Raw genomic sequence first — 24,601 nt, forward strand, 5'->3', positions numbered from 1 at the left:
TCCTTACGCCGGCAGCACCACCGTAACCACCGCCCCGCCATGCTCTCCATTCTCCAGCCGGAGCGATCCACCATGCGCTGTGGCGATGGCGCGGACGACGGAGAGGCCGAGGCCGGTGCCGCCGGTGGCGCGGGAGCGGGAGGGGTCGCCGCGCCAGAACGGGTCGGCGGCGGCGAGGTCCATATCCGCGGGAAAGCCGGGGCCGTGGTCGGTGAGGCGGATGATAATGTGGCCGTCTGGAAGCGCGCCGGTCTCGACGCGCAGGCGCTTGCCTTTGGCGGCGTAGCGGCAGGCGTTTTGCACAAGCGCGAGGACCGCCTGGCGGATGCGCTCGGCATCGACCGGAGCAGGCGCGGGAGCGAGGCGGGTTTCGACGGCAAGGCCGCTTGCATCGAGCATGGATCTGGCCGAGTCGAGGACGATTTCAACCTCCTTGGCGATATCGCGCGATTGCCGGTCGATCACCAGCTTCTGCCCGATGGCCAGCGACAGGGTGCGCAGGTCTTCAATGAGCCGGGAGAGGCTTTCGACCTGGGTGAGCAGGCTTGACAGGGTTTTGGGTTCGGTCGGGAACACGCCGTCGAGCATTCCCTGTATTGAGCCGCGCAGGATCGTCACGGGCGTGCGCAATTCATGCGCCACCGCCATATTATTGAAGCGAAGGCGCTCTTCCATCGTTTCAAGGCTGACCGCCAGCGCATTGAAGCTTTCGACCAAGCTCGCTACCTCGCGCGTGTTGGCGTGCGATACGCCGACGCGGGCGGAAAAATCGCCGGATTTCAGGCTTTCCGCCGCATCGGCTAATTTCTGGAGCGGGTGGGCGATTCGCCGGGCAAGCCAGACGCCGATCAGGCTGCACAGGGTGGCCGACAGAAGGCTGCACACCAGCACCGACATCTGGAGCTCAAAATCGGTGGGCTTGTCGAAATCGACGGCTCCATCGACGGATGAGAGATAGCGGAGCAATTCCTGGAGCGCCGCGGCATCGGGTACCTCGCCATTGTTTACAGCGCGGTAGGTCTCCGCCATTTGCGGCGGCGGCAGGCTGTCGACGATCGCATCTTCCAGATGGTTGGCGTACCAGTTCACGCCCAGATAGGTGAGGCTGACGCTCAAGAGCAGCATGGCCGCGATGACGAGGGCCGTGGTTTTCGCCAGGGGCAGAGCGCGCGTTTTCATTTGGGCTCCGAGAAGCGGTAGCCGATGCCGCGCACGGCAGGGAACAGCCCCTTCTGCCCCAGCTCTTCCAGCTTGCGGCGCAGGTTGGAGATGTGGGTATCGACCGTGCGGGCCAGCGCGTCGCTCTCCGGCAGGCAGGCGTCGAGAATGTCGGCCCGGTCGAAGGCGTGGGTGGGGCGGCGGATCATATAGGCGAGAATGCGGAATTCACTCAGCGTCAGCGGGATGGACCGGCGCGTGTCGCCCTGCCGGACGAACGCCGCGTGAGCGTGAAAATCCACCTCGATATCGCCGAAGCGGCGAACGCTCTCCTCAGCGCCACCCCGGGCGCGGCGCAGCACGGCCTTGACCCGCGCGACGACCTCCTGCGGGTTGAAGGGCTTCACCACATAATCATCCGCGCCCAGCCTAAGGCCGCTTAGGCGATCGATGTCTTCGGCCAGCGCCGTCACCATGATGACAGGCGTGTTGCCGGTCTGGCGCAACCTGGCGAGCACCCCGAAGCCATCGAGCCTGGGGATGCGGACATCGAGCAGCACCAGATCGGGCGCGAGCAGCGCATGGTGCTGCAACGCCGTTTCGCCATCGGCGGCCCGCACTGTGCGATAGCCCTCCCGCACCAGATATGCGTCCAATATCCGGGCGATCTCCGGCTCATCCTCGACGATCAGAACGAGACTGTTGTCCACGCGATGTAGCTCCGTTCGCTGCGTCCCGTTTGATAGCGCTTATCGTGAGTGGTGAATAGTGAATGGAACCAATCGCCGACCCTTCACCGTTCCCCATTGACGATCTACCGACCAGCCCTTGGCCGTTTCTTGACAAAACGAGCCCAGACCGCAGCCGAGCCAATCTTTTGAGGTGTTCGATATGCGGGAAACGACGTTCAGACTATATGACAGGCAGCATTGGAATGAGACCGCGCCCGCCACGGCATGGCTGGGGTTGACCATTCTTGTCGTCAGCTTCGTGTTCATTCTCTTTCCCGGCCTCGATCTGGCGGCTACGCGCCTCATCGCGGATGGCGCGCTGTTTCCGCTGGCCGATAGTCCGCTTTTGCAGGCTTTGCGGGATTTCAACCGCGCGGTGATCTGGTGGCTGCTGCCGCTGATGAGCTTGGCTGTCCTGGCCTATGCGCTCTTGCCGCGCCGGGTGGCGTTTCTCGCCCCGCACAAGGCGCTCTTTGTCATCTCCAGTTTCGCGGTGGGGCCGGGATTGCTGGTGCAGGCGGCGAAGAGTTTGATCGGGCGGCCCCGGCCCACTGGCATCGTCGAATTCGGGGGCACGGCCGCGTTTTCCCCGGTTTGGCAATTTGCCGGCTTCTGCAGCCGCAATTGCTCGTTTCCATCGGGCGAGGCGGCGCTGGCGGCGGCGGCTTTGTCGGTGCTGGTGTTCGTGCCCGTCGCTCTGCGCCGCAGCGTTGGGATAGCGTTCACACCCTTTTTACTTGTTGTTGCGCTCAACCGGGTGTTGTTCGGAGCCCATTTCCTGTCGGACGTGCTGATTGCATGGTTCGGCACGCTTTGGGCGATGGCCTGGCTGTGGAGCCGCATCGCAGCTGGCGCCGGCAGGATCGATGGCGTTATCCGCCGGGCCGGGCTCCCGATTCGCCGCGCAATATTCGGCCTATGGGCCGACTGAGAGGCGCTCCAATTTTCCTTTCTGAATGGTGACACATGTCGATGCATAGGCAAGGGCGCGCCGGCCATTGGCAGCATGCGCCGCTCATCAATCCGATCCTGCGTCAGGCGGCGGGCCTCGGCCTGCGGCTGCGGGTGAGAAAAGCAGCGGCCTTCTGGCTGCGTTCGTTGATCTCTCCCGCGCTGACGCTGCGCTGGTTCCGGTTTCTCGCTGTTTTCACCGAACACAAGACGCGGATGCCGCCGCATGACGATATCCTGCGCAAATCGCTCTCGACCTTTCTGGTCTATCGGATGCCGCGGCGCGAAAAGCTCGACCTGCTGATGCAGCATTTCGAAATCGCCGGCGAAATCCTGCGGCCGAAAGTGTTGAAAACGCTTTGGCAGGGCGGCACCGTCCATGCGGGAAACGTGGCCGGGCGCGACCATACCTACCGGCTGGAGCTTTCACTCGCCGAGAATTGCGGCTGCCGTCATGAAGGCGCATTCTCGCTCTGCCTGAAGCGGTCCGATGACATGGCGCTCTGCATGGCCAGCTTCATCTTCACCCCGGCAGGCGGCGGCTCCTACAGCATCGTCATTGGCGGCATGCAGGGCCCTCGCGGTGAGGAGGCGAAGCGGGCGGTGATCTCGGCCACGCGCGATCTGGGCGGCCTCCGGCCCAAGGATGCAGTACTGCTCGGGCTCAGAGGCATGATGACGCGCAGCGCCGTTTCCTATCTCATGGCGGTATCCAATGCCCGCCACGCCATCAACCAGCGCGCGGAGAAGCGGCGCTGCCGAATGCGCACCGATCTCGACGGCTATTGGCTTGAGCGCGGCGGGGTGCATTTTCAGCCCTTCGGCTTTCGCATTCCATTCGAGCGCGCTGCGGAAGGGGGCACGGAAAGCCGGCGCGATGCCAGCAAAGCGGCCTGCATAAAGGCGGGCGCAAGCGTGCTGCGTCATTGACGGCACCAGCCATAAAACATAGTGTGCAGCCATTGCGTTCGGTTCCTGAGGGCGGAAGCCCTAGGGATCAAAAGGGAATGCGACGGACGGACCCATGCCGGGCGTCCATATCGCAGCCGACCCCGCGACTGTAGAGCGGATAGGATCGATGCCACGCGCCGGGATAGCCCCGGCGAGCCACTGGGAAACCGGGAAGGCGGCGCCGATCTTCTGACCCGCGAGCCAGGAGACCTGCCGGGCGCATGAGGGCAATAGTGCCCGCTACCTCAGGGGAGTTTTCCCCCGCTGCCTGCACGGAGGTTGTCATGGCTGCACGTACTGAAGTTTCCCAATCGCTTTCCCTGCCGCTGGCGACGCGGCTCGCGACCGCTGGGGTCTCGCTCTTTCTCGGCGCTTTCCTGATCTATGGCGTCGGGCTCGCCCAGTCCGACACGCTGCACGATTCGGCGCATGACACGCGCCATTCGTATGGGTTTCCTTGCCATTGACGTAAGAATTTGAACAGGAACGGACACGCCGGTTCCGAACACCCCCCTCTGTCCTGCCGGACATCTCCCCCTCAAGGGGGGAGATTACGCCTTCATCGACGTTTACGCCAATCGCAAACGTTCATAATCAGAGGCCGAGGGGCATGCCAGCCAATCTCCCCCCTTGAGGGGGAGATGCCCGGCAGGGCAGAGGGGGGTGTCTCCAACCGCATCGCGATGCAAGGTTCCGCTCCGTTCACAGGGGGAGACAGACCAAATGTACATCCGTTATCTCTTAGCCACGCTCATCGCCGGCCTTTTTGCCGGGCTTCTCGTCACGCCTGCGATGTATCTGCGCACCGTTCCGCTTATCCTGCAGGCGGAAACCTATGAAGACGCCGCTGGCGGGCACAGCCACGAACCGGAGGCGGCGCCGCACACCCATGCTGCCGGCGAAGCGCATGAGCATGAGGAGGCTGGCGCTGAACTACCGTTCGGCCGTCTCGGCAATACCATTCTCGCCAATCTCGTGGCAGGCGCGGGTTTCGCGCTGGCGCTCGGCGGCGTGGCCCTGCTGCTGGGACGGCGGATCACGGCGAAGAACGGCATCTATTGGGGCCTTGCGGGCTTCTTCGTCTTCGCCTTAGCGCCGTCGCTCGGCCTCGCGCCGGAACTGCCGGCCATGCCCGCCGCCGATCTGAGTGAGCGGCAGCTCTGGTGGGGGGGCACCGTGCTGTTCTCCGCCATCGGCCTCGCTCTCGTCGCGCTGATGCACGAAGCCTGGGCGAAGGTGACCGGCCTCGCGCTGATCGCTTTGCCGCATCTCTATGGTCCGCCACGGCCCGATGATATCTCCTCGCCGGTTCCCGCCGTGCTCGCCTCGGAATATGCAGTGGCATCGCTTGCGACCAATCTGTTCATGTGGGCGGTGCTGGGACTGGCGCTCGGCTGGCTGCTGCAGCGCTATGCCGGTGGGGAGCTGGAGGGGTAGGATTTGATGGAGGCGTCGTTCACCCCCCTCTGTCCTGCCGGACATCTCCCCCTCAAGGGGGGAGATCGGCTGACGCGACGCTCCGCCACCTTTCTGCAACGTTGGCGATTGGTGCCGAACGTCGATGAAGGCGTAATCTCCCCCCTTGAGGGGGAGATGCCCGGCAGGGCAGAGGGGGGTGTCTTGGAGCCGCCGATTCCCGCCGAAAGTGAAGGGCTTTAATCAATGCCCGGAACCACCATTCTCATCCTCGGCGGCGCGCGCTCAGGCAAATCCGCATTTGCCGAGCGGCTTGTTGAAGCATCCGGCCTCGACGCGGTCTATATCGCGACGGGGCAGGCCTATGATGACGAGATGCGAGAGCGGATCGCGGCGCATAGAGAGCGTCGCGGCTCTATTTGGACTACGGCGGAAGAGCCGCTTGACCTCATTGGCGCGCTTCAAGCCCATGCGGGCAAGGGGCGGGTGGTGCTGGTGGATTGCCTGACGCTGTGGCTCACCAATCTCATGATGGCCGAACGGGACATTGCGGCGGAAACCGCGCGGCTCGCGGCGGCTATGACCGAACTCAAGGGTACGGTGCTGTTCGTTTCCAACGAGGTGGGGCTTGGCATCGTGCCTGATAACGCAATGGCGCGGGCGTTTCGCGACCATGCCGGGCGGCTCAATCAAGCCGTCGCTGCTCAAGCGGACGAAGTTTATTTCATAGCGGCGGGATTGCCGCTCAAGATGAAGGGATGATCCCATGCAGGGACAAAAGATACCGGCTACCGTCATCACCGGCTTTCTCGGCTCGGGCAAGACGACGATGATCCGCAATCTGCTCGAGAATGCCAATGGCAAGCGCATCGCGCTTATCATCAATGAATTCGGCGATCTCGGCGTCGATGGCGGCATTCTCAAAGGCTGCGGCATCGAGACATGCCGCGAGGAGGATGTGATCGAGCTCAACAATGGCTGCATCTGCTGCACCGTGGCGGATGATTTCATTCCGACCATGACCAAGCTCCTCGACCGGGCGGACCGGCCCGATCACATCGTCATCGAGACCTCCGGCCTCGCCCTGCCGCAGCCGCTCGTCGCCGCCTTCAACTGGCCGGAGATCAAGACGCAGGTGACGGTCGACGGCGTCATCACCGTCATCGACGCCGCCGCCGTCTCGGAGGGCCGTTTCGCCGATGACCATGACAAAGTGGACGCGCAGCGCGCCGAGGACGACGCGCTCGATCATGAAAGCCCGCTGGAAGAGCTTTACGAAGACCAGATCCGCGCCGCCGATCTGATCGTGCTCAACAAGGCCGATCTCATCGATCTGGTGGAACTGGAAAAAGTGCGCGAGGACGTCGCCGCCCGCGCCGCCCGGGTGCCGAACATGGTGCCCGCGAGCTTCGGCAAGCTTGGCGCGGATGTGCTTTTGGGCCTCGGCGTCGGCACGGAAGCCGATATCGCTAACCGCAAGTCCCATCACGAGTTGGAGCATGAGGCAGGCGAGGAGCATGACCATGACGAGTTCGACAGTTTCGTCGTCGGGCTGGGGCCGGTTGCGGAGCCGAAGGCTTTTGTCGAGAAGCTGAAGGATGTGATCGCGACGCATGACATTTTGCGGCTGAAAGGTTTTGTCGATGTACCCGGCAAGCCGATGCGCCTGGTGGTGCAGGCGGTGGGGACGCGGATCGAGCATTATTTTGACCGGGCGTGGGGCGCGGATGAGGAACGCGCCTCGCGGCTGGTGGTGATCGGGCTGCATGATATCGACGCGGAGGGGATTGAGCGGGCGGTGAAGGCGGCCGCGTAATTAGGTAAAGTATATGCTCTTCGATCTCCCAGCGACGCCAGCGAAGGAGAAGCATACATGCATCTTCTCCTAGCCCAGAAAGGAACCATCGCCGAAGGCGGTGAGGCGGTGGATCTTGGCCAATCGCCGGGGGATATCCTGTTCCTTTCGGCGGCGGATACGGAACTGGCCAGCCTTGCGGCGGCCCATGCCAGCCAAGGCGAGGGCGCGCCGACCCTCCGGCTCGCCAGCATCATGGCGCTGGCGCATCCGATGTCTGTCGATACATACATCGAGCGTACCGCGCGGTACGCCAAGCTGATCGTCGTGCGTGTCATCGGCGGGGAGAGCTATTGGCCCTATGGGCTGGAGGCGCTGCATGCCTGTGCGGTCAATCACGGCATTCAACTGGCGGTTCTGCCGGGGGATGACAAGCCGGATGCGGGACTGCATCGGTTTTCGACCATTGCACCTGAAGACCGCGATGCGCTCTGGCATTATCTGATCGAGGGCGGGGCGCAGAATGCGCGCGGGTTTCTTGGATTTTGCGCGGCGATGCTGGGGCGCGGGGAGAAGCCAGCAGAGGCCGCGCCGCTGCTGAAGGCGGGGGTGTGGTGGCCGAGGCGAGGTGTGGTGTCGGTGGAGGAGGTTAGAGGGCAGCGGGCTGCAATACCCCCCTCTGTCCTGCCGGACATCTCCCCCTCAAGGGGGGAGATCAGCCTTCATCAAGGTCCGCATCAATCGCAAGCGCTGAAGGATGGGAGCCAAGAGACCTCCCAGCCAATCTCCCCCCTTGAGGGGGAGATGCCCGGCAGGGCAGAGGGGGGTGAGGGCCGCCGTCAGAACATCAACCATACGGGCTATCCCACAGTCGCCATCTGCTTCTACCGCGCCCTCGTCCAGAGCGGCCAGACCAAGGGCGTGGAGGCGCTGGTCGAGGCGCTCGCAGCCAAGGAACTGAACCCTCTCCCGGTCTTCGTCTCCAGCCTCAAGGACCCCGTTTCCGTCGCAACCCTCGATGCGATCTTCGAAGAACTCCCCCCTGACGTGGTGCTGAACGCCACCGGCTTTGCCGTCTCGGTTCCCGGAGCACACCGCGAGCCGACGGTGCTGGAAAAGCGCGGCGCTGTTGTGCTGCAGACGATCTTCTCCGGCTCATCCGCCGAGTCGTGGGAGGCTTCGCCGCAGGGGCTTTCCGCGCGTGATCTCGCCATGAATGTGGCGCTGCCGGAGGTGGATGGCCGGGTGCTGTCGCGTGCGGTCTCATTCAAATCGGCTCAGGTCTATGACGAGGCGGTGGAGGCGAATATCGTCACGCATGAGCCGCGCGCGGATCGGGTTGCTTTCGTTGCGGAACTGGCGGCTCGCTGGGCGCGGTTGAGACGCAAGCCGGTGGAAGAACGGCGCGTCGCCATCGTCATGGCGAATTATCCGAACCGCGACGGGCGGCTCGGCAATGGCGTCGGGCTCGACACCCCCGCCGGAACGCTGGAGGCGTTGAAGGCGATGCAGGCGGCGGGGTACCCGGTCGCTGATTTGCCCGAGAGCGGCGATGCGCTGATCAAGCAACTCATGGCCGGGCCGACCAATGCGGCGACGGACGGAAGGGTAATCCGCGAAACGCTTTCCCTGAATCAATATAAGCACTTCCTTCAAAAGCTTCCGGTAAAGATTCAAGGTGAGATCACCGCGCGATGGGGCGGGCCGGAGCTTGACCCGTTTTTTCTTGATGATATCAGCGGCTTTGCCCTGCCGCTCATGCGGTTCGGCGAAACGCTGGTCGGCATCCAGCCCGCGCGCGGCTATAATATCGATCCGAAGGACAGCTATCATTCGCCAGACCTCGTGCCGCCGCATGGCTATCTCGCCTTTTACGCTTACTTGCGCGAGGCGTTCGGCGCGGACGCCATCGTCCATATGGGCAAGCACGGAAATCTCGAATGGCTGCCGGGCAAGGCGCTGGCGCTGTCGAAGACTTGCTATCCAGAAGCGGTGCTCGGCGCGGTGCCGCATATTTACCCCTTCATCGTCAACGATCCCGGCGAGGGAACGCAGGCCAAGCGCCGCTCCGTGGCTGTCATCATCGACCATCTGACCCCGCCGCTGACACGGGCGGAGAGCTATGGGCCGCTGAAAGATCTCGAAGCGCTGGTGGACGAATATTACGAGGCGTCGGGCGTCGATCCGCGGCGGCTCAGGCGGCTGAAGGGGCAGATCCTCGATCTGGTGCGCGATATCGGCCTCGATCATGACGCGGGCATTCACGATCACGATAGCGAGGATTTGGCGCTGCAAAAGCTCGACGCCTATCTTTGCGATTTGAAGGAAATGCAGATCCGCGATGGATTGCATGTGTTCGGGCAATCGCCGGAGGGGAGGCTGTTGACGGATTTGCTCGTGGCGCTGGCGCGGGTGCCGCGCGGGACGCTGAACGACGCGGATATGAGCTTGCAGCGGGCGATTGCGCAGGATGCGGGACTGTCGTGCGTGGCAGCACCCCCCTCTGTCCTGCCGGACATCTCCCCCTCAAGGGGGGAGATCAGCCTTCATCGCCCTTCGCGCCAATCGCAGACGTTGCAGGATGAAGGCGGAGCTATGAGCCAGCCAATCTCCCCCCTCGAGGGGGAGATGCCCGGCAGGGCAGAGGGGGGTGCTACGGCGTTCGATCCCCTCGACTGCAACATGGCCGCCCCATGGACCGGCCCCAAACCGGAAATCCTGCAATCCGTCTCCACCGACCCATGGCGCATCACCGGCGATACCGTCGAGCGGATCGAACTGCTGGCGGCGAAATTGGTGGCGGGCGATATCCCATGCCCGGAAGGGTGGACCGCCACGAGGGCGGTTCTCGACGGCATCGCCTCGCGTCTGCGGCCCGTGGTGGAAGCCTGCGGGGAGGCGGAGATATCAGCGCTGCTCACCGCGCTCGATGGCCGGTTCGTCGCTCCCGGCCCGTCCGGGGCGCCGACGCGGGGACGGCCGGATGTACTACCGACCGGTCGTAATTTCTTTTCCATCGACAGCCGCGCCGTGCCGACGCCCGCCGCATGGGAGCTTGGCAGGAAATCGGCCGAGTTGCTCGTCACCCGCTACACACAGGACCACGGCGAATGGCCGACCTCGTTCGGGCTCACCGCATGGGGCACCTCGAATATGCGCACGGGCGGTGACGATATCGCACAGGCCCTGGCGCTGATCGGCGTCAAGCCGGTCTGGGACATGGCCTCGCGGCGCGTGACCGGCTATGAGATCGTGCCGCCGGCGGTGCTGGGGCGTCCGCGTGTGGATGTCACCTTGCGCATTTCCGGCTTCTTCCGCGATGCCTTTCCGGACCAGATCGCGCTTTTCGACCAGGCGGTGCGGGCGGTCGGCGCGCTCGATGAGGACGAGGCCGACAATCCCATAGCCGCGCGGATGCGGCGCGAGGAGACGCGGCTGAAGGCCGAAGGCGAGGAGGAGAAGGCGGCGCGGCGCAAGGCGGGATACCGCGTCTTCGGCTCCAAGCCGGGGGCCTATGGCGCAGGGCTGCAGGCGCTGATGGATGAGAATGGCTGGCGGGACCGAGGCGATCTGGCAGAAAGCTGGCTCCTCTGGGGCGGATACGCTTATGGCGCGGGCGAGGAAGGCAGGGCCGAGCGCGGGCTCTTGGAGGAACGGCTGAAATCGGTCGAGGCGGTGGTTCAGAACCAGGACAACCGAGAGCATGACCTGCTCGATTCCGACGATTATTATCAGTTTGAAGGCGGCATGGCGGCGGCTGTCGAGCACCTCAATGGGGTGAGGCCGACAATTTATCACAATGATCATTCCCGGCCGGAGCGTCCGGTGATCCGCACGCTGGAGGAAGAAATCGGCCGGGTGGTGCGGGCGCGGGTCGTCAATCCGAAATGGATCGCCGGCGTGATGCGCCATGGCTACAAGGGCGCGTTCGAGATGGCGGCGACGGTGGATTATCTCTTCGCCTTCGCCGCGACGACGGGCGCGGTCAGGAACCATCATTTCGAGGCGGTCTATCAGTCTTTGCTTGCGGACAACGACGTGCGCGAATTTCTCGCGGACAAGAACCCGGCGGCGCTCAGCGAGATGGCGCAGAAGCTGATGCAGGCCATCGATCGCGGGCTATGGACGCCCCGCTCCAATTCCGCCCGTTTCGATTTAAGTGAAATAGCGAATTCTAATAAAGTGAGTCAGGGAGCGATGCCAAATGGCTGAAAAATCAGAAAAACTTTTGGGCCTTAGCGAGGAGGAGCTCAATCTTCGCCATGCCGAGAAGATGAAGAAGAAAAAAGCCGCGCGCGACAAGATCCTTGCCACCAAGACGGATGAAAAGGGCCTTGTCATCGTCAACACGGGCAAGGGCAAGGGCAAATCGACGGCGGGCTTCGGCATGGTGTTCCGGGCGCTCGGCCATGGCATGAAGATCGGCGTGGTGCAGTTCGTCAAGGGATCGTGGGATACGGGCGAGCGCTGGGTGCTGGAGAAATTTCCTGAGCAGGTGACGATTTCGGCCATGGGCGAGGGCTTCACCTGGGAGACGCAGGACCGCGTCCGCGACATCGCTATGGCGCGCGACGCCTGGGAACAGGCGAAGAAAATGATCCTCGACGAGAAGCACGACATGGTGCTCTGCGACGAGCTGAATATCGTATTACGGTATGATTATCTGCCGGTGGAGGAGGTGATCGAGGTGCTGAAGGAGAAGCCCTTCATGAAGCATGTCATCATCACCGGCCGCAACGCCAAGGAAGAATTGATCGAGATTGCCGATCTCGTCACCGAGATGGAGATGATCAAGCACCCGTTCCGCTCAGGCGTGAAGGCGCAGAAGGGAATCGAGTTTTAATATGGAGCGGGCGGCGCGAGGCCGCCCGCATCGGTATGTTACACGCCCTTCAGCAGGCAGCCGACGGCCAGGATCACATAGGCGATCAGCAGGATCCAGAAGGCGGCGAGCGGAATGAAGGACAGCGTGCCGTAGAATGCGAGCAGCGCCAGAATGGCGATGATGACGCTGAGGAAAAAGACGATCTGTGTGGGGGCGGTAAGATTCATGAGTAGGCTCCTCTCCTTGAGGGTCGGTTCAGGGTGTGAACAACCATCCAGATAAAGTCCCCTCTGGATCAGTTGCATGGCGTTTATCAGCCGCATAATCTTATCCAACAGCTGGAAGATCATGCTGGTTTGCAAAGCAGCAGACACGTACACAAACAACCGATTCGCGAGACGAAGATTAGCAGAAATGATATTTGGCCGAAATGTCGCATGAACCAGTAAAACACCGGGAAAAGACCGGAAATAGACCGTTTCTGGCGCTTGGGGTGGGGTGCGAGACGGGCGCGGACCCGGTGGAAGCGATCGGTCTGGCGGAGCGCGCCTTGCAGGAAGCGGGTCTCGCGGTTGATTCGCTGGGGGGGATATTCTCGCTCGACAGGAAAAAGGACGAGCCGGCGATTCAGGCGCTGGCGGAACATTTCGGCTGTAGAATCGTGTTTTTCGACGTGGCACGGCTGGAGGCGGAGACGCCCCGGCTGTTGAACCCATCCGAGGCGGTGTTTCGCGCCGTGGGCTGCCATGGCGTGGCGGAAAGCGCGGCGCTGGCCGGGGCCGGGGCGGAGGCAAGGCTGATCGTGCCGAAGCTGCGAGGGAAGGGCGTGACTGTGGCAGTGGCGGTGAGGTAGTAGGTTTTTATGGAAAAAGTTCGTGGCTGGCACATCACCCCCCTCTGTCCTGCCGGACATCTCCCCCTCAAGGGGGGAGATTACGCCTTCATTGGCGCTTGGCATAAGTCGCGGGCGTTGGCGAGAGGTGCCGCGGTTGGTATCAGCCAATCTCCCCCCTTGAGGGGGAGATGCCCGGCAGGGCAGAGGGGGGTGTTCCAGCCATGACCATCCATTTCATCGGCGCCGGGCCAGGCGCGCCTGACCTCATCACCGTTCGCGGCCAAAAACTGATCGAGCGCTGCCCGGTCTGTCTTTATGCCGGATCGCTGGTGCCTCGGGAGGTGGTGGCGTCGGCGCCGGAAAATGCGCGGGTGGTCGATACGTCCAGCCTGACGCTCGACGAGATCATTGCGGAACTGGAATCCGCGCATAAGGCTGGCCATGACGTGGCGCGGGTGCATTCGGGCGATCCGTCGATCTATGGCGCGATTGCAGAGCAAATGCGGCGGCTGGATGCGCTTGAGATTCCCTATGACGTGACGCCCGGCGTGCCCGCCTTCGCCGCCGCCGCCGCCGCGCTCAAGCAGGAACTGACGATCCCGGAAGTCAACCAGACGGTAATCCTGACGCGGACCTCGATGAAATCCTCGGGCATGCCCGAGGGCGAGGAATTGGCGACGCTTGGCAAATCAGGTGCGACATTGGTGATCCACCTCTCCATTCGCAATCTGGAGCATATCAAGCGCGAGTTGACGCCGCTCTATGGCGCGGACTGCCCGGTCATCGTCGCCTATCGCGTCGGCTGGCCGGACGAGCGGTTCGTCAAGGGAACGCTTAGCGATATTGCGCAAAAGGTCGAGGCCGCTAATCTCAGCCGCACGGCCATGATCTTTGTCGGGCGCGGGCTTGGTCCGAGCAATTTCCGGGATTCAGCGCTTTATCACAAGGAGCATGTGCACTCGCTACGGAGTACGTAGCCTATCCGGCCGTCATTCTCTGGCTTGTCCCACAGCTGTCCGGTTTAAATCGCGCATAGATTCAAGCTCATTTGCCTTTGATCTATCGGAGACGGTGTCGGCGGTGTTTTGAGGGCATCGATTGGGCGGCGATGCATGAGATTGAGGCGCACGAGGCAAGTGAAGGCGCGCGGCTGCTTTATGATTTGCTGCGTGGCCTGAGCGGCGCGCAGCACGAGATAAGCAATAAGGGCGACGAAGACCTGAATGCGCACGGCGTTCTCGGATGTGCCGAGGAACCGGCGCAGCCTGAGATTCTGCTTGATCCATTTGAAGAACAGCTCGATCTGCCAGCGCTCCTTGTAGAGATCGGCGATTTCCTCGACGGGTGCATCGAGATCATTGGTGACAAGACGGATGATCGTGCCCGTTTCAATGCGTACGGTGATTTCACGCACCGGATCGGGATAAGGACTGCGGCGCGAATGGGCCGTGCGCTGCGGCAGAAAGCCGATGCGGTCGCTGAGGATGTGGCTATCTCCGGGGATCGCCTGTTCGGCGGCAACCTCAATCATGGTGTTGTTCTTCAGGCGGGAGACGAAGCGGCAGCCTTTGGCGTCGAGTTCGGCCCACCAGCGGAAATCATAAAACCCCAGATCGAACACATAGGTCATGCCTGGTTCGATCGTCATCGCCTTGGCCGGGGTGATATCGTTGATCTTCTGGCTGGTGAGGCTGGCTTCCAGCGCAATGCCGTCACGCGGATCGAAGGCGATGTGCAGCTTAATGGCGCGGGCGCCCTTGACGGTATCCACCCAGCCATCGCTCAGCGAAGACAGTTGCAGTCGCGTGGCATCGAGAATGCGCACCGCATCGGCCACATGCCGGCGGGTACGGCGGCTGGCGGACGCGGCCATATGGGCAAAGAGGTCTGCGAACACAGCTGCCGGCCTTTTGGCATTGGCATCGGCAAGGGTCGAGCGGGCCGGGCGTCCGGCACCCAGATGGTAGAGCCGGGCTTGATGGCTCTCAAGCCCGGCCTCGATCTCCCGCAAGGACGCCGCGCCCGAAAACTGTCCGAACAACAGCGCCAGGAACTGGCTTTTCGTGTCGAGCCGTCTAATCCGATGGTCCGCTTTGTACTTGTCCACAAGCCGGTCGAACACATTCCACGCAATATGCTTCAGAAGGCCATGAAAAACGCTATTCTCATGCCGCATGACATTGGTCTCCTACTCGTGTCCAGAACGATGCCAAACGTCTGAAACCGAGTAGAATCAATGTCATGCACCTTGTCCAGAAATTTAAACCGGACAGCTGTGGGACAAGCCCGAGGATGACGGCGAGGCGACGGCTACGCCAGGTGGGTCCTGACGAACTCCAGCACAGCCTCGATATCACTCACCGCATTGGCGTGGATCTGCGGCGGACGGGCGATGAGAATGACCGGCAGATGCAACAGACGGGCGGCTTCCAGCTTGGCGTAGGACGCCGTGCCGCCTGAGTTGCGGCAGACGATATGGGTGATGCGCCGTTCGCGCAAAAAATCGGTTTCTTTCTCCACATTGCCGGGGCGGGCGAGCACCAGTTCATGGAAGGCAAGGCCCAGCGGCGTTTCCGGCGGGTCGATCATGCGCACGACAAAATGCACGTCCGGGCGCGTGGCAAATCCGGCGATGTGCTGGCGGCCGAGGGCAAGCAGGACGCGGGCGCCCGATGGAATTGCCGTCGCGGCTTCTTCCAGCGAGGCGAGTTCCTGCCAATTATCACCTTCGGATATTTTCCACGCGGGGCGTTCGAGCCGGATAAGCGGACGCCTGGTCATTTCGGCCGCTTTCGCCGCGTTGGGAGAAATGCGCGTGGCGAAAGGGTGGGTGGCATCGACCACCAGCGTGACATTTTCCGCCTCGATATAGCGGGCAAGACCCTCCGCCCCGCCGAAGCCGCCGCTGCGCACTTCGCCCGGAAGCTTAGCCGGATCACGCGTTCGGCCGGCGAGGGAGGTGATAACGCGGATGGGGAGGGGGGCGAGGCGTTTCGCCAGTTCCGACGCTTCGGTGGTGCCGCCGAGAATGAGGAGGGTGGGAGTCACAGCGGATCGAGCGTCGAGCGTGTGACACCTCCCTCTGTCCTGCCGGACATCTCCCCCTCAAGGGGGGAGATTGGCTGGAAGGACCGCTTTCGCCAATCGCCAATGTTGCAAAATAAAGTACCGGCACGGATGAAGGCTAATCTCCCCCCTTGAGGGGGAGATGTCCGGCAGGACAGAGGGGGGTGCTCATAAGGCGCATTCATTTGAAACTATACCCTAGCAAGCACATTCCCCTTGCGATCCGTGAGAATCACCTCCACCTCCACCGGCGCGCCCCGCAGCACCTCCAGCCCGGTGGCGCGGGCGCGTTCGGCTATGGGGCGAGCGAGGTCGAGGCCTGTTTCCCGAGTCATCTCAAGCACTTCCAGCGCGCTGTTGGCAGACAGAATCCGCTCTTTCATCTCAGCCGGTGCGCCGATTTTTTCCGCTTCCGCCCAGAGAAAGCCCATATCCACCTGGCTGCGGGAGGAATGGAGGTCCAGCGCGCCTTGCGCCAGTTTGGTCAGCTTGGCGAAGCCGCCCGCGATGGTGAGGCGGTCGATGGGGTGGGCGCGGAGATATTTTAGGAGCCCGCCGGCGAAGTCGCCCATGTCTAGAAGCGCGAAATCGGGCAGATTATAGATTTTCTGCGCCGCGCCTTCAGAGGTCGAGCCGGTCGCGCCCAGCACATGCTTTTGTCCGGCGGCGCGTGCGACATCGATGCCGCGATGGATCGAGTGGATCCATGAAGAGCAGGAGAAGGGGTGGACGATTCCGGTGGTGCCAAGAATGGAGATGCCGCCGATGATCCCTAAGCGCGGGTTCCAGGTCTTCTTGGCGATTTCTTCGCCACCGGGCACGGAAATGGTGATGACGAGATCAGCGGGGAGGCCATATTGCGCGCAAATTTCCTCGCAGACCGCCTGCATCATAGCCCTTGGCACGGGGTTGATCGCCGCCTCGCCGGGCGGGATCGGCAGGCCGGGCCGGGTGACGGTGCCGACGCCTTCGCCCGCGGCAAAGAGAATGCCGCTTCCGGGCGGGGCCGGGAAGACGGTGGAGATTATGGTCGCGCCGTGGGTGACATCGGGATCGTCGCCTGCATCCTTGACGATGCCGGCCATGGCATAGCCATCGCCAAGGCTTTCGATGGCGAGTGGGAAATATGGCACTTCGCCCTTGGGCAGGATAATGCCGACGGGATCGGGGAACTCGCCGGTAATGAGCGCCGTCAAAGCCGCCTTGGTCGCGGCGGTGGCGCAGGCGCCGGTGGTCCAGCCGCGCCGCAGGGCTTTTTCGTCGCCGGTTTTTCTTGTTCCGGCATCTGGTTCGTCGTTCATGGGGGCTTTATAGAGCAAGCGGATTGATAAGTAATTAGTTAGTGACTCTCTCACTAGCTCGTTAGGAGACCGAGAATGATCACAACGAGCGCGCGCAAAGGCCTGCCGCTCTTCGAGCCGGGCCATGTCTGGCTGGTCGGCGCGGGGCCGGGCGATCCCGGACTGCTGACGCTTCATGCCGTCAACGGGCTCGAACAGGCGGATGTGATCATCTATGACGCGCTGGTGGATGAGCAATGCCTGGCGCTGGCGCGGGAGGGGGCGGTGCTCGAATATGCGGGCAAGCGCGGCGGCAAGCCTTCGCCGAAACAGCGCGATATCTCGCTTCGGCTGGTGGAGCTTGCGCGCGAGGGCAAGCGCGTGCTGCGGCTGAAGGGCGGCGATCCGTTCATCTTCGGGCGCGGCGGCGAGGAAGCGCTGACGCTGGTGGAAAACGGAATCCCGTTCCGGATCGTGCCCGGGATTACCGCCGGCATTGGCGGGCTGGCCTATGCGGGCATTCCGGCGACGATGCGCGAGATCAACCATAGTATTACGTTTCTTACCGGCCATGATGCGACGGGCGTCGTGCCGGATACGATCGACTGGGAGGCGACGGCTAAGGGCTCCCCTGTCATCGTGATGTATATGGCGATGAAGCATATCGCCCTTATTACGCAGCGGCTGATCGATGCGGGGCGGTCGCCCGACGAGCCAACCGCCTTCATCTGCAACGCCACTATGGCGAACCAGCGGGTGCTGGTGACGACATTGGCGCGCGCAGAAGCGGACGCGGCAGAGGCCGGGCTGGAACCGCCGGCGGTCGTCGTCATTGGTGAAGTGGTAAGGTTACGCGAAACGCTCGACTGGATGGGGGCGGCAAGCGGCCTTATGTCAATCTCCCCTCGTGAAACGGAACAGACAGGCAAATGAAGGGATTTCTGATCGCCGCGCCGTCCTCGGGTTCGGGCAAGACGACGGTGACGCTCGGGCTGTTGCGCGCGCTGAAAGAACGGGGTGTGGCGCTTGCCCCTGGCAAGGCCGGCCCTGATTATATCGACCCGGCCTTTCACGCGGCGGCGAGCGGGGCCCCATGCTTCAATCTCGATCCATGGGCAATGCGGCCCGACCTTTTGAGCGCGCTTGCCTCGCGCATGACCACAGGCGACAAGCTGCTGGTCGCGGAGGCGATGATGGGGCTGTTCGACGGGGCCATCGACGGAACGGGCTCGGCGGCGGACCTTGCCGTACATCTGGGCCTGCCGGTGATTCTGGTGGTGGATTGCAGCCGGCAGTCGCAATCGGTGGCGGCCCTGGTCAGGGGCTTCCGTGATTTCCGGCCGAATATTCTCATCGCCGGGCTGGTGCTGAACCGCGTCGGCAGCGCGCGGCACGAGGCGATGCTGCGGGCGGCGCTGGAGCCCCTGGGTATCTGCGTGCTGGGCGTGATCCCGCGCGACGAGAAGCTGGCTTTGCCGGAGCGGCATCTGGGCCTCGTGCAGGCGGGCGAGCATGGCGACCTCGAGGCTTTCATCGCCCATGCGGGCCGCGTGATGGGCGAGCGGCTGGATTTGAAGCATATCGAAGACATTGCGCGGCAGGCTCATACGGACCCTGCGCCCGCCGGTGTGCCTCGGCTGCCGCCATTTGGGCAGAACGCAATGATCTTATCCGAAAGGTCAACTTTTCCGGATCATGCGCCCGGCCAGCATATCGCGGTGGCGCGCGACGATGCCTTCGCCTTTTCCTATACGCATATTCTCGATGGCTGGCGCAGACGCGGGGCTGCGTTGAGCTTCTTCTCGCCGCTCGCCGATGAAGCGCCCGATACTCAGGCGGATGCGATCTACTTGCCGGGCGGCTATCCGGAATTGCATGGCGGACGGCTTGCTTCTGCGTCGACCTTCCGCGAGGGGCTGCGGCAGGCGGCGGCGAAGGGCATTACCATCTATGGCGAGTGCGGCGGCTATATGGTGCTGGGCGAAGGGCTGGAGGATGCGGAAGGGCGGCGGCACGAAATGCTGGGCCTTTTACCTCTCGAGACGAGCTTTGCCCGCCGCAAGCTGCATCTGGGCTACCGCAAGCTGACGCCGCTTGCTGGCTCGCCCTGGCAAATGCCGCTGCGCGGCCATGAGTTCCATTATGCCAGCATCGTGCGGGAGGGGGCGGCGCAGCGCCTGTTCCGGGTTGCCGATGCGCTGGATGAGGATCTGGGCGAGGCGGGCCTGCGCGTCGGGTCCGTGGCGGGCTCCTACATGCATGTGATCGACATGGCTGGAGACGGCATATGACCATCGAGCATGGCGGGGCTCTCGACCGGGCGATTGCGCGTTTCGGCGGGGCGCGGGAGGACTGGCTCGACCTCTCCACCGGCATCAATCCGGAAGCGCTTCCCCTGCCTGACATGGCGCTCGATATCTGGAACAGGCTTCCGGATGACTCGCTTTTGGCCCGGGCGCTGGCGGCGGCGCGAGGCTATTACGGCGCGGCTGAGGGGGCTGCCATCATCGCCGCGCCGGGCACGCAGGCCTTGATCCAGATCGTGCCGGAACTGACGTCCCCCGGTGAAGTCGCCATCCTGTCGCCCACCTATCAGGAGCATCACGCCGCCTTCGCGCGGGCCGGGTGGGCGGTGGTGCCTTGCGCCGATATCGGCTCCGTTCCGGCGACGGCGAAGGCTGCCGTGGTGGTCAATCCGAACAATCCCGACGGCCGGATCGTGCCGGCAAATGAACTGCTGGCGCTGGCGGAAAGGCTGGAACGGCGAGGCGGGTTTCTGGTCGTGGACGAGGCGTTTGCCGATGCGCATCCGGAGGTGAGCGTTGCGGGGGAGGCGGGTGGCGATAGCCTTATCATCTTGAAGTCATTTGGGAAATTCTTCGGCCTCGCCGGTTTGCGGCTGGGTTTTGCGGTGTCCGGCGCAGGCATGGCACGGAAACTGGCTGAACGGCTCGGTCCATGGGCGGTTTCCGGCCCGGCGCTGGCGATTGCCGTTCATGCGTTTGAGACGGGCCCTAATCTCGATGCGTTTCGGCAGCGCATTTCTATCCGCCGCGTCGGGCTTTCGAGGGTTCTTCAGCGGGGAGGGTTCGAAGAACTCGGCGGTACGGCGCTGTTTGCGCTTATCCGGCACTCGGATGCCCATGCGCTGCACGAGCATCTCTGCCGGCGGCATATTCTGACGCGCCGGTTCGACTATGCGCCGGACTGGCTGCGCATCGGACTTATCCTCGATGAGTCACAGTTGCGCCGTTTTGAAGACACATTGCGGGATGCATAACCCCTACCTGCATATTGTTGCCACATTGGCCTAGTTCTTGGGTAAGCCCATGGAAATAAAGCTGATTATCCTGTTTCTGGCGCTTGTTCTCGACCGGTTCCTCGGCGATCCCGAATGGCTGTGGCGCAAGGTGCCGCATCCGGTAGTTCTCTTCGGCAGCGCCATTTCCTTCATCGACAAACGCTATAACGATGCTCGCCAGAGCGAGGCGGAGCGGGAGAAGTTCGGCATCTGGACCATCGTCGCGCTGCTGCTGGCGGCGGTGGTGGCGGGGATGCTGCTCCAGACCTTTCTCCGGCAACTCTCCTGGCTCGGCGCGCTCATCGAAATCGCGCTGGTGGCGATCCTCCTGGCGCAGAAGAGCCTTGCCGACCATGTATCGCGCGTCGCCACCGCCTTGCGGGAGGAGGGGCTGGACGGAGGCCGCCGCGCCGTCGCCATGATCGTCGGGCGCGACCCGCAATCGCTCGATCAGGCCGGGGTGAGCCGCGCCGCCGTCGAAAGCCTTGCCGAAAACAGCTCGGACGGGATCATCGCGCCGGCCTTCTGGTATCTGCTGCTCGGCCTGCCGGGGCTCTTCGCCTACAAGCTTCTCAACACGGCGGATTCGATGATCGGCCATCTCAACCCGCGCTATCGCGCCTTCGGGCGGTTCGCGGCGCAGCTGGACGATGCGGCGAACTGGATACCTGCGCGCCTCACCGGCTGCCTGATCGTACTCGCCGCGTGGTTCCATGGCGGGCGCGGTGCGGCAAAGCGCTCGTTTCAGGTGATGATGCGCGACGCACGCCTGCATCGCTCGCCCAATGCCGGATGGCCGGAGGCGGCTTATGCCGGAGCGCTGGACGTGGCGCTGGCGGGTCCCCGGGTCTATGGCGGCGAGACCGTCAGCGAGCCGATGGTCAATGGCGCGGGCCGGCAGGATGCCGGCGCCGGCGATATCGAAGCGGCGCTAAGGCTGTTCTGGATGTCGATGACGGTGCTTGCAACCATCGTGCTGCTGCTGGGTTTGATCGGGTTATGTTAATACCGTAAAATTATAGCGCCATCGCCGCCCTTGCCGCCATTCGAACCGTTGGCCCCACCGCCACCGCCGCCGCCCCGGTCATAACCATCTGCACCGGGCGAGGGGCCACCGCGTGCTCCAATGCCGCCGAAGCCTCCTACCGCGGATTGGCCGCCACGGCCGCCCCATTGCTGCGTCCCGGCAACGAAGCCGCCCTCGGCCATTTCGCCTAACGAAACATGGCCCCCAGTCTGTGTTGTGATCGCTGCCGGAGAGCCGGCAACGGCGCCGACATTGGCGGGCGCGGTTCCGCCTTTTGCCACAACCGTGCCGAAAAATGTGTCTTCACCCGGCTGGGCATCGGCCGTCGGGGTTCCGCCGCTTCCGCCCTTTCCTATTTTCACACTTATCGTCTCGCCGGGCGTTACCGCTAGCCCCCACTGCACGACATTGCCCCCATTGCCGCCTGCGGCCGCACCCCCGGCCGCGGCATAGCCTCCGCCTCCGCCGGCGCCGACGACCTGGACATCTATTGTGTAGACGCCGGCAGGCACACGGAAATTAGGAATGATCTCACCGCCGTCTATGAAGAGGTTAGTTGACAGGTAGCGTTTAGGGCTTCCGGTCGGCGTCAATTGCCAGTTGGCGCCGTCGTAGATGAGAGTGACAATGGCGCCCTGTTGCAGATCGCCGGCACGCACCTCGTTCGATCCGTTATAATACACATTCTTCGCCCCAAATCCGTTCAGGTCCAGGGTGACGGCTCCCGTGTTCGTTGCGGAGATAAGCAAATCAATTTTCATGCCTGCAACAAGAGCCGCGGGCGCAGGGGCCAAGCTTGCCATAAGGGCGTTCGCCGTACCTCCAGCCAACGCATAAGTCCATTGGCCCGACTGGGCGTCCTGAGCAATCTTCTCGATATAGACGCCATTCACGCGCTCAAACACCTGCCCGTCCGGCAAGCCGATGCCGTGACCGTCAACCGGCACGCTGAAGCTCCATGCGTTATCGTGCCACTGGGCGAGTTCTCCGGAGTGGCCGGCCCAGAACCCAATGGCGCTTGCCGGCACGAGATAGGTCTCTCCCTCAATAGGAACTGACGGCGGACTCGTAAGAGTCATGGAAACAACCGGAATCCACGGCACGAGCGCCAGCTGTGCCAGCGGCACGGTGGTGGTATCTTGTGCGCTCAGGCCGGAAGCGGAAGAAGGGTCGTTGGTCATGGCGAAACCTATCTATTTGGATGAAATAGAGCATGATCCCGAACCGAAGGTCAGCGTCAGCAAAAAGGAGCAGACATTCCGGGTAAGATTATGCATCGAAAACAAATAGTTAGAGCAAAATGCCCGATTCAATTGATTGCATCCGGCTCTAACCGGAGCAAATTTGTATTTTAGGAGTTTCTAAAGCTGCTATGCAATTACGACCATATCCTATAATCGTATAAGGTGCAATTACTCTATTCTACCCTTTTGGGTCGAGTAAATCCCTCAACCCATCACCCAGCAGATTGAGTCCCAGCACTGTCACCACAATGGCGAGGCCCGGAAACAGAGCCATGTGCGGGGCGAGGCCGATCATGGTCTGCGCCTCGAACAGCATGCGGCCCCAGCTTGGGCTCGGCGGGGGCGCGCCCAGTCCCAGATATGAAAGGCCGGCTTCGGCGAGGATGCCGAGGGCGAATTGGATCGTCGCCTGGACGATCAACAGGCTCGCGATGTTGGGCAGGATGTGGTGAAGCGTGATGCCGCCCGGACTCCTGCCGAGCGCCTTTGCCGCGAGAATGAACTCGCGCTGCATCACGGCCAGCGCGCCGCCGCGCGCCACCCTCGCGAAGACCGGAATGTTGAAGATGCCGATGGCGAGGATTGCGTTGAAGGCGCCGGGGCCGAAGACGGCAGTGACCATGATCGCGGTGATGAGCGCGGGGAAGGCGAAGACGAGGTCTTGCAAACGCATCAGCATTTCGTCGAGCCAGCCGCCGCGTGTGGCGGCGAAAAGGCCGAGCGGGATGCCAAGCCCGGCGCCGATGCCGACAGCGACGAGCGCCACGGCGATGGAATTGCGGCTGCCGGCCATGATCATGGAGAGAATATCGCGGCCGAAATGGTCGGTGCCGAGCCAGTGCGCCGTCGATGGTCCCTGCAGCTTGGCGGCGATGTCGATGGCCACGGGGTCGTAGGGCGTCCATATAAGGGAGGTCATCGCCATGGCGACCACGGCGAGCGTGATGGCAAGGCCGATGAGGAGGGAGCGGTTCATGGCCCATCCCTCAGACGCGGATCGGCCAAAGCATAGGCGAGATCCACGATCAGATTGACGAGAATGATGGCGGCGACCAGCACCATGATGACGCCTTCAACCACGATCAGATCGCGCTGGGCGATGGCCTGAAAAATCAGCCGCCCGAGGCCCGGCAGGTAGAAGACATTCTCGATGATGATGGTGCCCGCCAGCAGGAAGGAGAATTGCAGGCCCATGATCGTCAGCACCGGGATCAGGGCATTGGGCAGCGCATGGCGGCAGAGGATGGCCCATTGCCCTAGCCCCTTGGCGCGAGCGGTGCGGATATAGTCTTCCGACAGGGTTTCGATGAGGGCGGAGCGGGTGACGCGCGCGAGAATGGCGGCTTGCGGCAGGGCGAGGGCGATGGCGGGGAGGATCAGGGCCTTCAGGGCGGGGCCGATGCCGCCGCCCCATCCGGGAAACCCGCCGGCGGGCACGAGGCGCAGGCTGACGGCGAAGATATAGACGAGCAGCAGCGCGAACCAGAAATTCGGAATGGCGACGCCGAGCTGGGTGACGCCCATGACGGCGGCGTCCGACGCGCTGCCATGCCGGTTGGTGGCATAGAGCCCGACGGGAATGGCGATGGCGGTGGAGAGGGCGAGCGCCATGATTGCCAGGGGAAGGGAGACGGCGAGGCGTTCGAGGATGAGATGGGCGACCGGCACGGAATAGGTGTAGGAGCGGCCGAAATCGCCCGACAGCATGTGCCCGGCCCAGGTGAGATAGCGCAGGACGAGCGGCTGGTCGAGGCCCATCTGGTCCCGGAGCGCCGCTACCGCATCCTCGCTCGCGCCGATGCCAAGCATCAGGCGTGCTGGGTCGCCGGGAAGGATTTCCATGACTGCGAAGACGGTAATGGAGGCGACGGCGAGGGTGGCGAGGGCGATGGTGAGGCGTTTCAGGAGGTGGGGGAGCATTGGAGGCCTCCCCTTGACTTTATTGGAAACGTTGGCGGGACAGTACCCCCCTCTGCCCTGCCGGGCATCTCCCCCTCAAGGGGGGAGATTACGTCTTTATC

The 24,601-nt window shown here is 63.1% G+C and carries 23 protein-coding genes and 1 riboswitch; of the genes, 14 read left to right on the forward strand and 9 right to left on the reverse strand.

Annotated features, from left to right (window positions below; genetic code table 11):
• Positions 1 to 3: 3 nt before the first annotated feature.
• On the reverse strand, positions 4 to 1,179 hold the full coding sequence (locus ACOWVG_RS13920) for an ATP-binding protein (protein WP_420962822.1): 1,176 nt from the start codon (positions 1,177 to 1,179) through the stop codon (positions 4 to 6).
• Positions 1,176 to 1,868: a response regulator gene (locus tag ACOWVG_RS13925; protein WP_420962823.1), complete on the reverse strand. Its 693-nt coding sequence runs from the start codon at positions 1,866 to 1,868 to the stop codon at positions 1,176 to 1,178. The genes ACOWVG_RS13920 and ACOWVG_RS13925 overlap by 4 nt, the downstream gene beginning before the upstream one ends.
• Before the next feature lie 181 nt (positions 1,869 to 2,049).
• Here ACOWVG_RS13925 and ACOWVG_RS13930 point away from each other — a divergent pair, with 181 nt between their 5' ends.
• The 8 genes from ACOWVG_RS13930 to cobO all read left to right on the forward strand — a co-directional run bounded on the left by ACOWVG_RS13930 (position 2,050) and on the right by cobO (position 11,845).
• On the forward strand, positions 2,050 to 2,820 hold the full coding sequence (locus tag ACOWVG_RS13930) for a phosphatase PAP2 family protein (protein ID WP_420962824.1): 771 nt from the start codon (positions 2,050 to 2,052) through the stop codon (positions 2,818 to 2,820).
• A gap of 35 nt (positions 2,821 to 2,855) precedes the next feature.
• Positions 2,856 to 3,770 (forward strand): DUF535 family protein, encoded by a 915-nt coding sequence (locus ACOWVG_RS13935; RefSeq protein ID WP_420962825.1) that lies wholly within the window; start codon positions 2,856 to 2,858, stop codon positions 3,768 to 3,770.
• Between the two features lie 22 nt (positions 3,771 to 3,792).
• A riboswitch (cobalamin riboswitch) is annotated at positions 3,793 to 4,024 on the forward strand.
• 51 nt (positions 4,025 to 4,075) lie between these two features.
• Positions 4,076 to 4,258, forward strand: coding sequence for a CbtB domain-containing protein (locus ACOWVG_RS13940; RefSeq protein WP_420962826.1), 183 nt, complete (start codon positions 4,076 to 4,078; stop codon positions 4,256 to 4,258).
• Between the two features lie 256 nt (positions 4,259 to 4,514).
• Positions 4,515 to 5,228: a CbtA family protein gene (locus ACOWVG_RS13945; protein ID WP_420962827.1), complete on the forward strand. Its 714-nt coding sequence runs from the start codon at positions 4,515 to 4,517 to the stop codon at positions 5,226 to 5,228.
• A gap of 225 nt (positions 5,229 to 5,453) precedes the next feature.
• Positions 5,454 to 5,969, forward strand: coding sequence for a bifunctional adenosylcobinamide kinase/adenosylcobinamide-phosphate guanylyltransferase (gene cobU, locus ACOWVG_RS13950; RefSeq protein ID WP_420962828.1), 516 nt, complete (start codon positions 5,454 to 5,456; stop codon positions 5,967 to 5,969).
• Between the two features lie 4 nt (positions 5,970 to 5,973).
• On the forward strand, positions 5,974 to 7,023 hold the full coding sequence (cobW, locus tag ACOWVG_RS13955; protein ID WP_420962829.1) for a cobalamin biosynthesis protein CobW: 1,050 nt from the start codon (positions 5,974 to 5,976) through the stop codon (positions 7,021 to 7,023).
• A gap of 57 nt (positions 7,024 to 7,080) precedes the next feature.
• A complete protein-coding gene (gene cobN / locus ACOWVG_RS13960) occupies positions 7,081 to 11,214 on the forward strand; it encodes a cobaltochelatase subunit CobN (protein ID WP_420962830.1) in 4,134 nt (1,377 codons plus the stop codon).
• Entirely contained in the window at positions 11,207 to 11,845 is a 639-nt protein-coding gene (gene cobO, locus ACOWVG_RS13965; RefSeq protein ID WP_420962831.1) for a cob(I)yrinic acid a,c-diamide adenosyltransferase, read from the forward strand. The genes cobN and cobO overlap by 8 nt, the downstream gene beginning before the upstream one ends.
• Positions 11,846 to 11,883: 38 nt before the next feature.
• Here the strand turns inward: cobO and ACOWVG_RS13970 are convergent, their stop codons facing one another.
• Entirely contained in the window at positions 11,884 to 12,054 is a 171-nt protein-coding gene (locus ACOWVG_RS13970; RefSeq protein WP_420962832.1) for a hypothetical protein, read from the reverse strand.
• A 203-nt stretch (positions 12,055 to 12,257) separates the two neighbouring features.
• On the opposite strand from ACOWVG_RS13970, the gene ACOWVG_RS13975 reads away from it, so the two are divergent.
• Positions 12,258 to 12,680, forward strand: coding sequence for a cobalamin biosynthesis protein (locus ACOWVG_RS13975; protein ID WP_420962833.1), 423 nt, complete (start codon positions 12,258 to 12,260; stop codon positions 12,678 to 12,680).
• Between the two features lie 203 nt (positions 12,681 to 12,883).
• A complete protein-coding gene (gene cobM, locus ACOWVG_RS13980; protein WP_420962834.1) occupies positions 12,884 to 13,639 on the forward strand; it encodes a precorrin-4 C(11)-methyltransferase in 756 nt (251 codons plus the stop codon).
• Between the two features lie 44 nt (positions 13,640 to 13,683).
• Here the strand turns inward: cobM and ACOWVG_RS13985 are convergent, their stop codons facing one another.
• The 3 genes from ACOWVG_RS13985 to ACOWVG_RS13995 form a co-directional block, all read right to left on the reverse strand.
• Complete coding sequence (locus ACOWVG_RS13985) at positions 13,684 to 14,838, reverse strand: IS4 family transposase (protein WP_420962835.1); 1,155 nt, start codon at positions 14,836 to 14,838, stop codon at positions 13,684 to 13,686.
• Between the two features lie 134 nt (positions 14,839 to 14,972).
• On the reverse strand, positions 14,973 to 15,710 hold the full coding sequence (locus ACOWVG_RS13990; protein WP_420962836.1) for a cobalt-precorrin-6A reductase: 738 nt from the start codon (positions 15,708 to 15,710) through the stop codon (positions 14,973 to 14,975).
• A gap of 209 nt (positions 15,711 to 15,919) precedes the next feature.
• Positions 15,920 to 17,029 (reverse strand): cobalt-precorrin-5B (C(1))-methyltransferase, encoded by a 1,110-nt coding sequence (locus ACOWVG_RS13995; protein WP_420962837.1) that lies wholly within the window; start codon positions 17,027 to 17,029, stop codon positions 15,920 to 15,922.
• A 75-nt stretch (positions 17,030 to 17,104) separates the two neighbouring features.
• Between ACOWVG_RS13995 and cobA the strand changes: the two genes are divergently transcribed.
• From cobA to cbiB, 4 genes are read left to right on the forward strand one after another with little or no spacing between them, the layout of a single operon-like run.
• Complete coding sequence (gene cobA / locus ACOWVG_RS14000; RefSeq protein ID WP_420962838.1) at positions 17,105 to 17,941, forward strand: uroporphyrinogen-III C-methyltransferase; 837 nt, start codon at positions 17,105 to 17,107, stop codon at positions 17,939 to 17,941.
• A complete protein-coding gene (locus ACOWVG_RS14005; RefSeq protein WP_420962839.1) occupies positions 17,938 to 19,299 on the forward strand; it encodes a cobyrinate a,c-diamide synthase in 1,362 nt (453 codons plus the stop codon). Before cobA ends, ACOWVG_RS14005 begins: the two co-directional genes overlap by 4 nt.
• Positions 19,296 to 20,288: a threonine-phosphate decarboxylase CobD gene (cobD, locus tag ACOWVG_RS14010; RefSeq protein ID WP_420962840.1), complete on the forward strand. Its 993-nt coding sequence runs from the start codon at positions 19,296 to 19,298 to the stop codon at positions 20,286 to 20,288. Before ACOWVG_RS14005 ends, cobD begins: the two co-directional genes overlap by 4 nt.
• A gap of 49 nt (positions 20,289 to 20,337) precedes the next feature.
• On the forward strand, positions 20,338 to 21,315 hold the full coding sequence (gene cbiB, locus ACOWVG_RS14015) for an adenosylcobinamide-phosphate synthase CbiB (protein WP_420962841.1): 978 nt from the start codon (positions 20,338 to 20,340) through the stop codon (positions 21,313 to 21,315).
• On the opposite strand, the gene ACOWVG_RS14020 is transcribed toward cbiB, so the two are convergent.
• The 3 genes from ACOWVG_RS14020 to ACOWVG_RS14030 all read right to left on the reverse strand — a co-directional run bounded on the left by ACOWVG_RS14020 (position 21,312) and on the right by ACOWVG_RS14030 (position 24,500).
• On the reverse strand, positions 21,312 to 22,517 hold the full coding sequence (locus tag ACOWVG_RS14020; protein ID WP_420962842.1) for a DUF2793 domain-containing protein: 1,206 nt from the start codon (positions 22,515 to 22,517) through the stop codon (positions 21,312 to 21,314). The genes cbiB and ACOWVG_RS14020 overlap by 4 nt on opposite strands.
• Positions 22,518 to 22,758: 241 nt before the next feature.
• Positions 22,759 to 23,556, reverse strand: a complete 798-nt coding sequence (locus ACOWVG_RS14025; protein WP_420962843.1) for an ABC transporter permease — start codon at positions 23,554 to 23,556, stop codon at positions 22,759 to 22,761.
• Complete coding sequence (locus ACOWVG_RS14030) at positions 23,553 to 24,500, reverse strand: ABC transporter permease (protein WP_420962844.1); 948 nt, start codon at positions 24,498 to 24,500, stop codon at positions 23,553 to 23,555. The genes ACOWVG_RS14025 and ACOWVG_RS14030 overlap by 4 nt, the downstream gene beginning before the upstream one ends.
• Positions 24,501 to 24,601: the final 101 nt, after the last annotated feature.

The organism is Brucella sp. IR073 (genome assembly GCF_049065735.1).
Taxonomy (GTDB): domain Bacteria; phylum Pseudomonadota; class Alphaproteobacteria; order Rhizobiales; family Rhizobiaceae; genus Paramesorhizobium.

Coding starts and splice junctions, on each gene's coding strand:
- ACOWVG_RS13940 (WP_420962826.1), top strand. CDS start 4,076: ATGGCTGCACGTACTGAAGTTTCCCAATCGCTTTCCCTGCCGCTGGCG.
- cbiB (WP_420962841.1), top strand. CDS start 20,338: ATGGAAATAAAGCTGATTATCCTGTTTCTGGCGCTTGTTCTCGACCGG.
- ACOWVG_RS14030 (WP_420962844.1), bottom strand. CDS start 24,500: ATGCTCCCCCACCTCCTGAAACGCCTCACCATCGCCCTCGCCACCCTC.
- cobW (WP_420962829.1), top strand. CDS start 5,974: ATGCAGGGACAAAAGATACCGGCTACCGTCATCACCGGCTTTCTCGGC.
- ACOWVG_RS13935 (WP_420962825.1), top strand. CDS start 2,856: ATGTCGATGCATAGGCAAGGGCGCGCCGGCCATTGGCAGCATGCGCCG.
- cobN (WP_420962830.1), top strand. CDS start 7,081: ATGCATCTTCTCCTAGCCCAGAAAGGAACCATCGCCGAAGGCGGTGAG.
- ACOWVG_RS13975 (WP_420962833.1), top strand. CDS start 12,258: ATGTCGCATGAACCAGTAAAACACCGGGAAAAGACCGGAAATAGACCG.
- ACOWVG_RS13945 (WP_420962827.1), top strand. CDS start 4,515: ATGTACATCCGTTATCTCTTAGCCACGCTCATCGCCGGCCTTTTTGCC.
- cobA (WP_420962838.1), top strand. CDS start 17,105: ATGATCACAACGAGCGCGCGCAAAGGCCTGCCGCTCTTCGAGCCGGGC.
- cobM (WP_420962834.1), top strand. CDS start 12,884: ATGACCATCCATTTCATCGGCGCCGGGCCAGGCGCGCCTGACCTCATC.
- cobD (WP_420962840.1), top strand. CDS start 19,296: ATGACCATCGAGCATGGCGGGGCTCTCGACCGGGCGATTGCGCGTTTC.
- cobO (WP_420962831.1), top strand. CDS start 11,207: ATGGCTGAAAAATCAGAAAAACTTTTGGGCCTTAGCGAGGAGGAGCTC.
- ACOWVG_RS13930 (WP_420962824.1), top strand. CDS start 2,050: ATGCGGGAAACGACGTTCAGACTATATGACAGGCAGCATTGGAATGAG.
- ACOWVG_RS14005 (WP_420962839.1), top strand. CDS start 17,938: ATGAAGGGATTTCTGATCGCCGCGCCGTCCTCGGGTTCGGGCAAGACG.
- ACOWVG_RS13970 (WP_420962832.1), bottom strand. CDS start 12,054: ATGAATCTTACCGCCCCCACACAGATCGTCTTTTTCCTCAGCGTCATC.
- cobU (WP_420962828.1), top strand. CDS start 5,454: ATGCCCGGAACCACCATTCTCATCCTCGGCGGCGCGCGCTCAGGCAAA.
- ACOWVG_RS13985 (WP_420962835.1), bottom strand. CDS start 14,838: ATGCGGCATGAGAATAGCGTTTTTCATGGCCTTCTGAAGCATATTGCG.
- ACOWVG_RS13995 (WP_420962837.1), bottom strand. CDS start 17,029: ATGAACGACGAACCAGATGCCGGAACAAGAAAAACCGGCGACGAAAAA.
- ACOWVG_RS14025 (WP_420962843.1), bottom strand. CDS start 23,556: ATGAACCGCTCCCTCCTCATCGGCCTTGCCATCACGCTCGCCGTGGTC.
- ACOWVG_RS13920 (WP_420962822.1), bottom strand. CDS start 1,179: ATGAAAACGCGCGCTCTGCCCCTGGCGAAAACCACGGCCCTCGTCATC.
- ACOWVG_RS14020 (WP_420962842.1), bottom strand. CDS start 22,517: ATGACCAACGACCCTTCTTCCGCTTCCGGCCTGAGCGCACAAGATACC.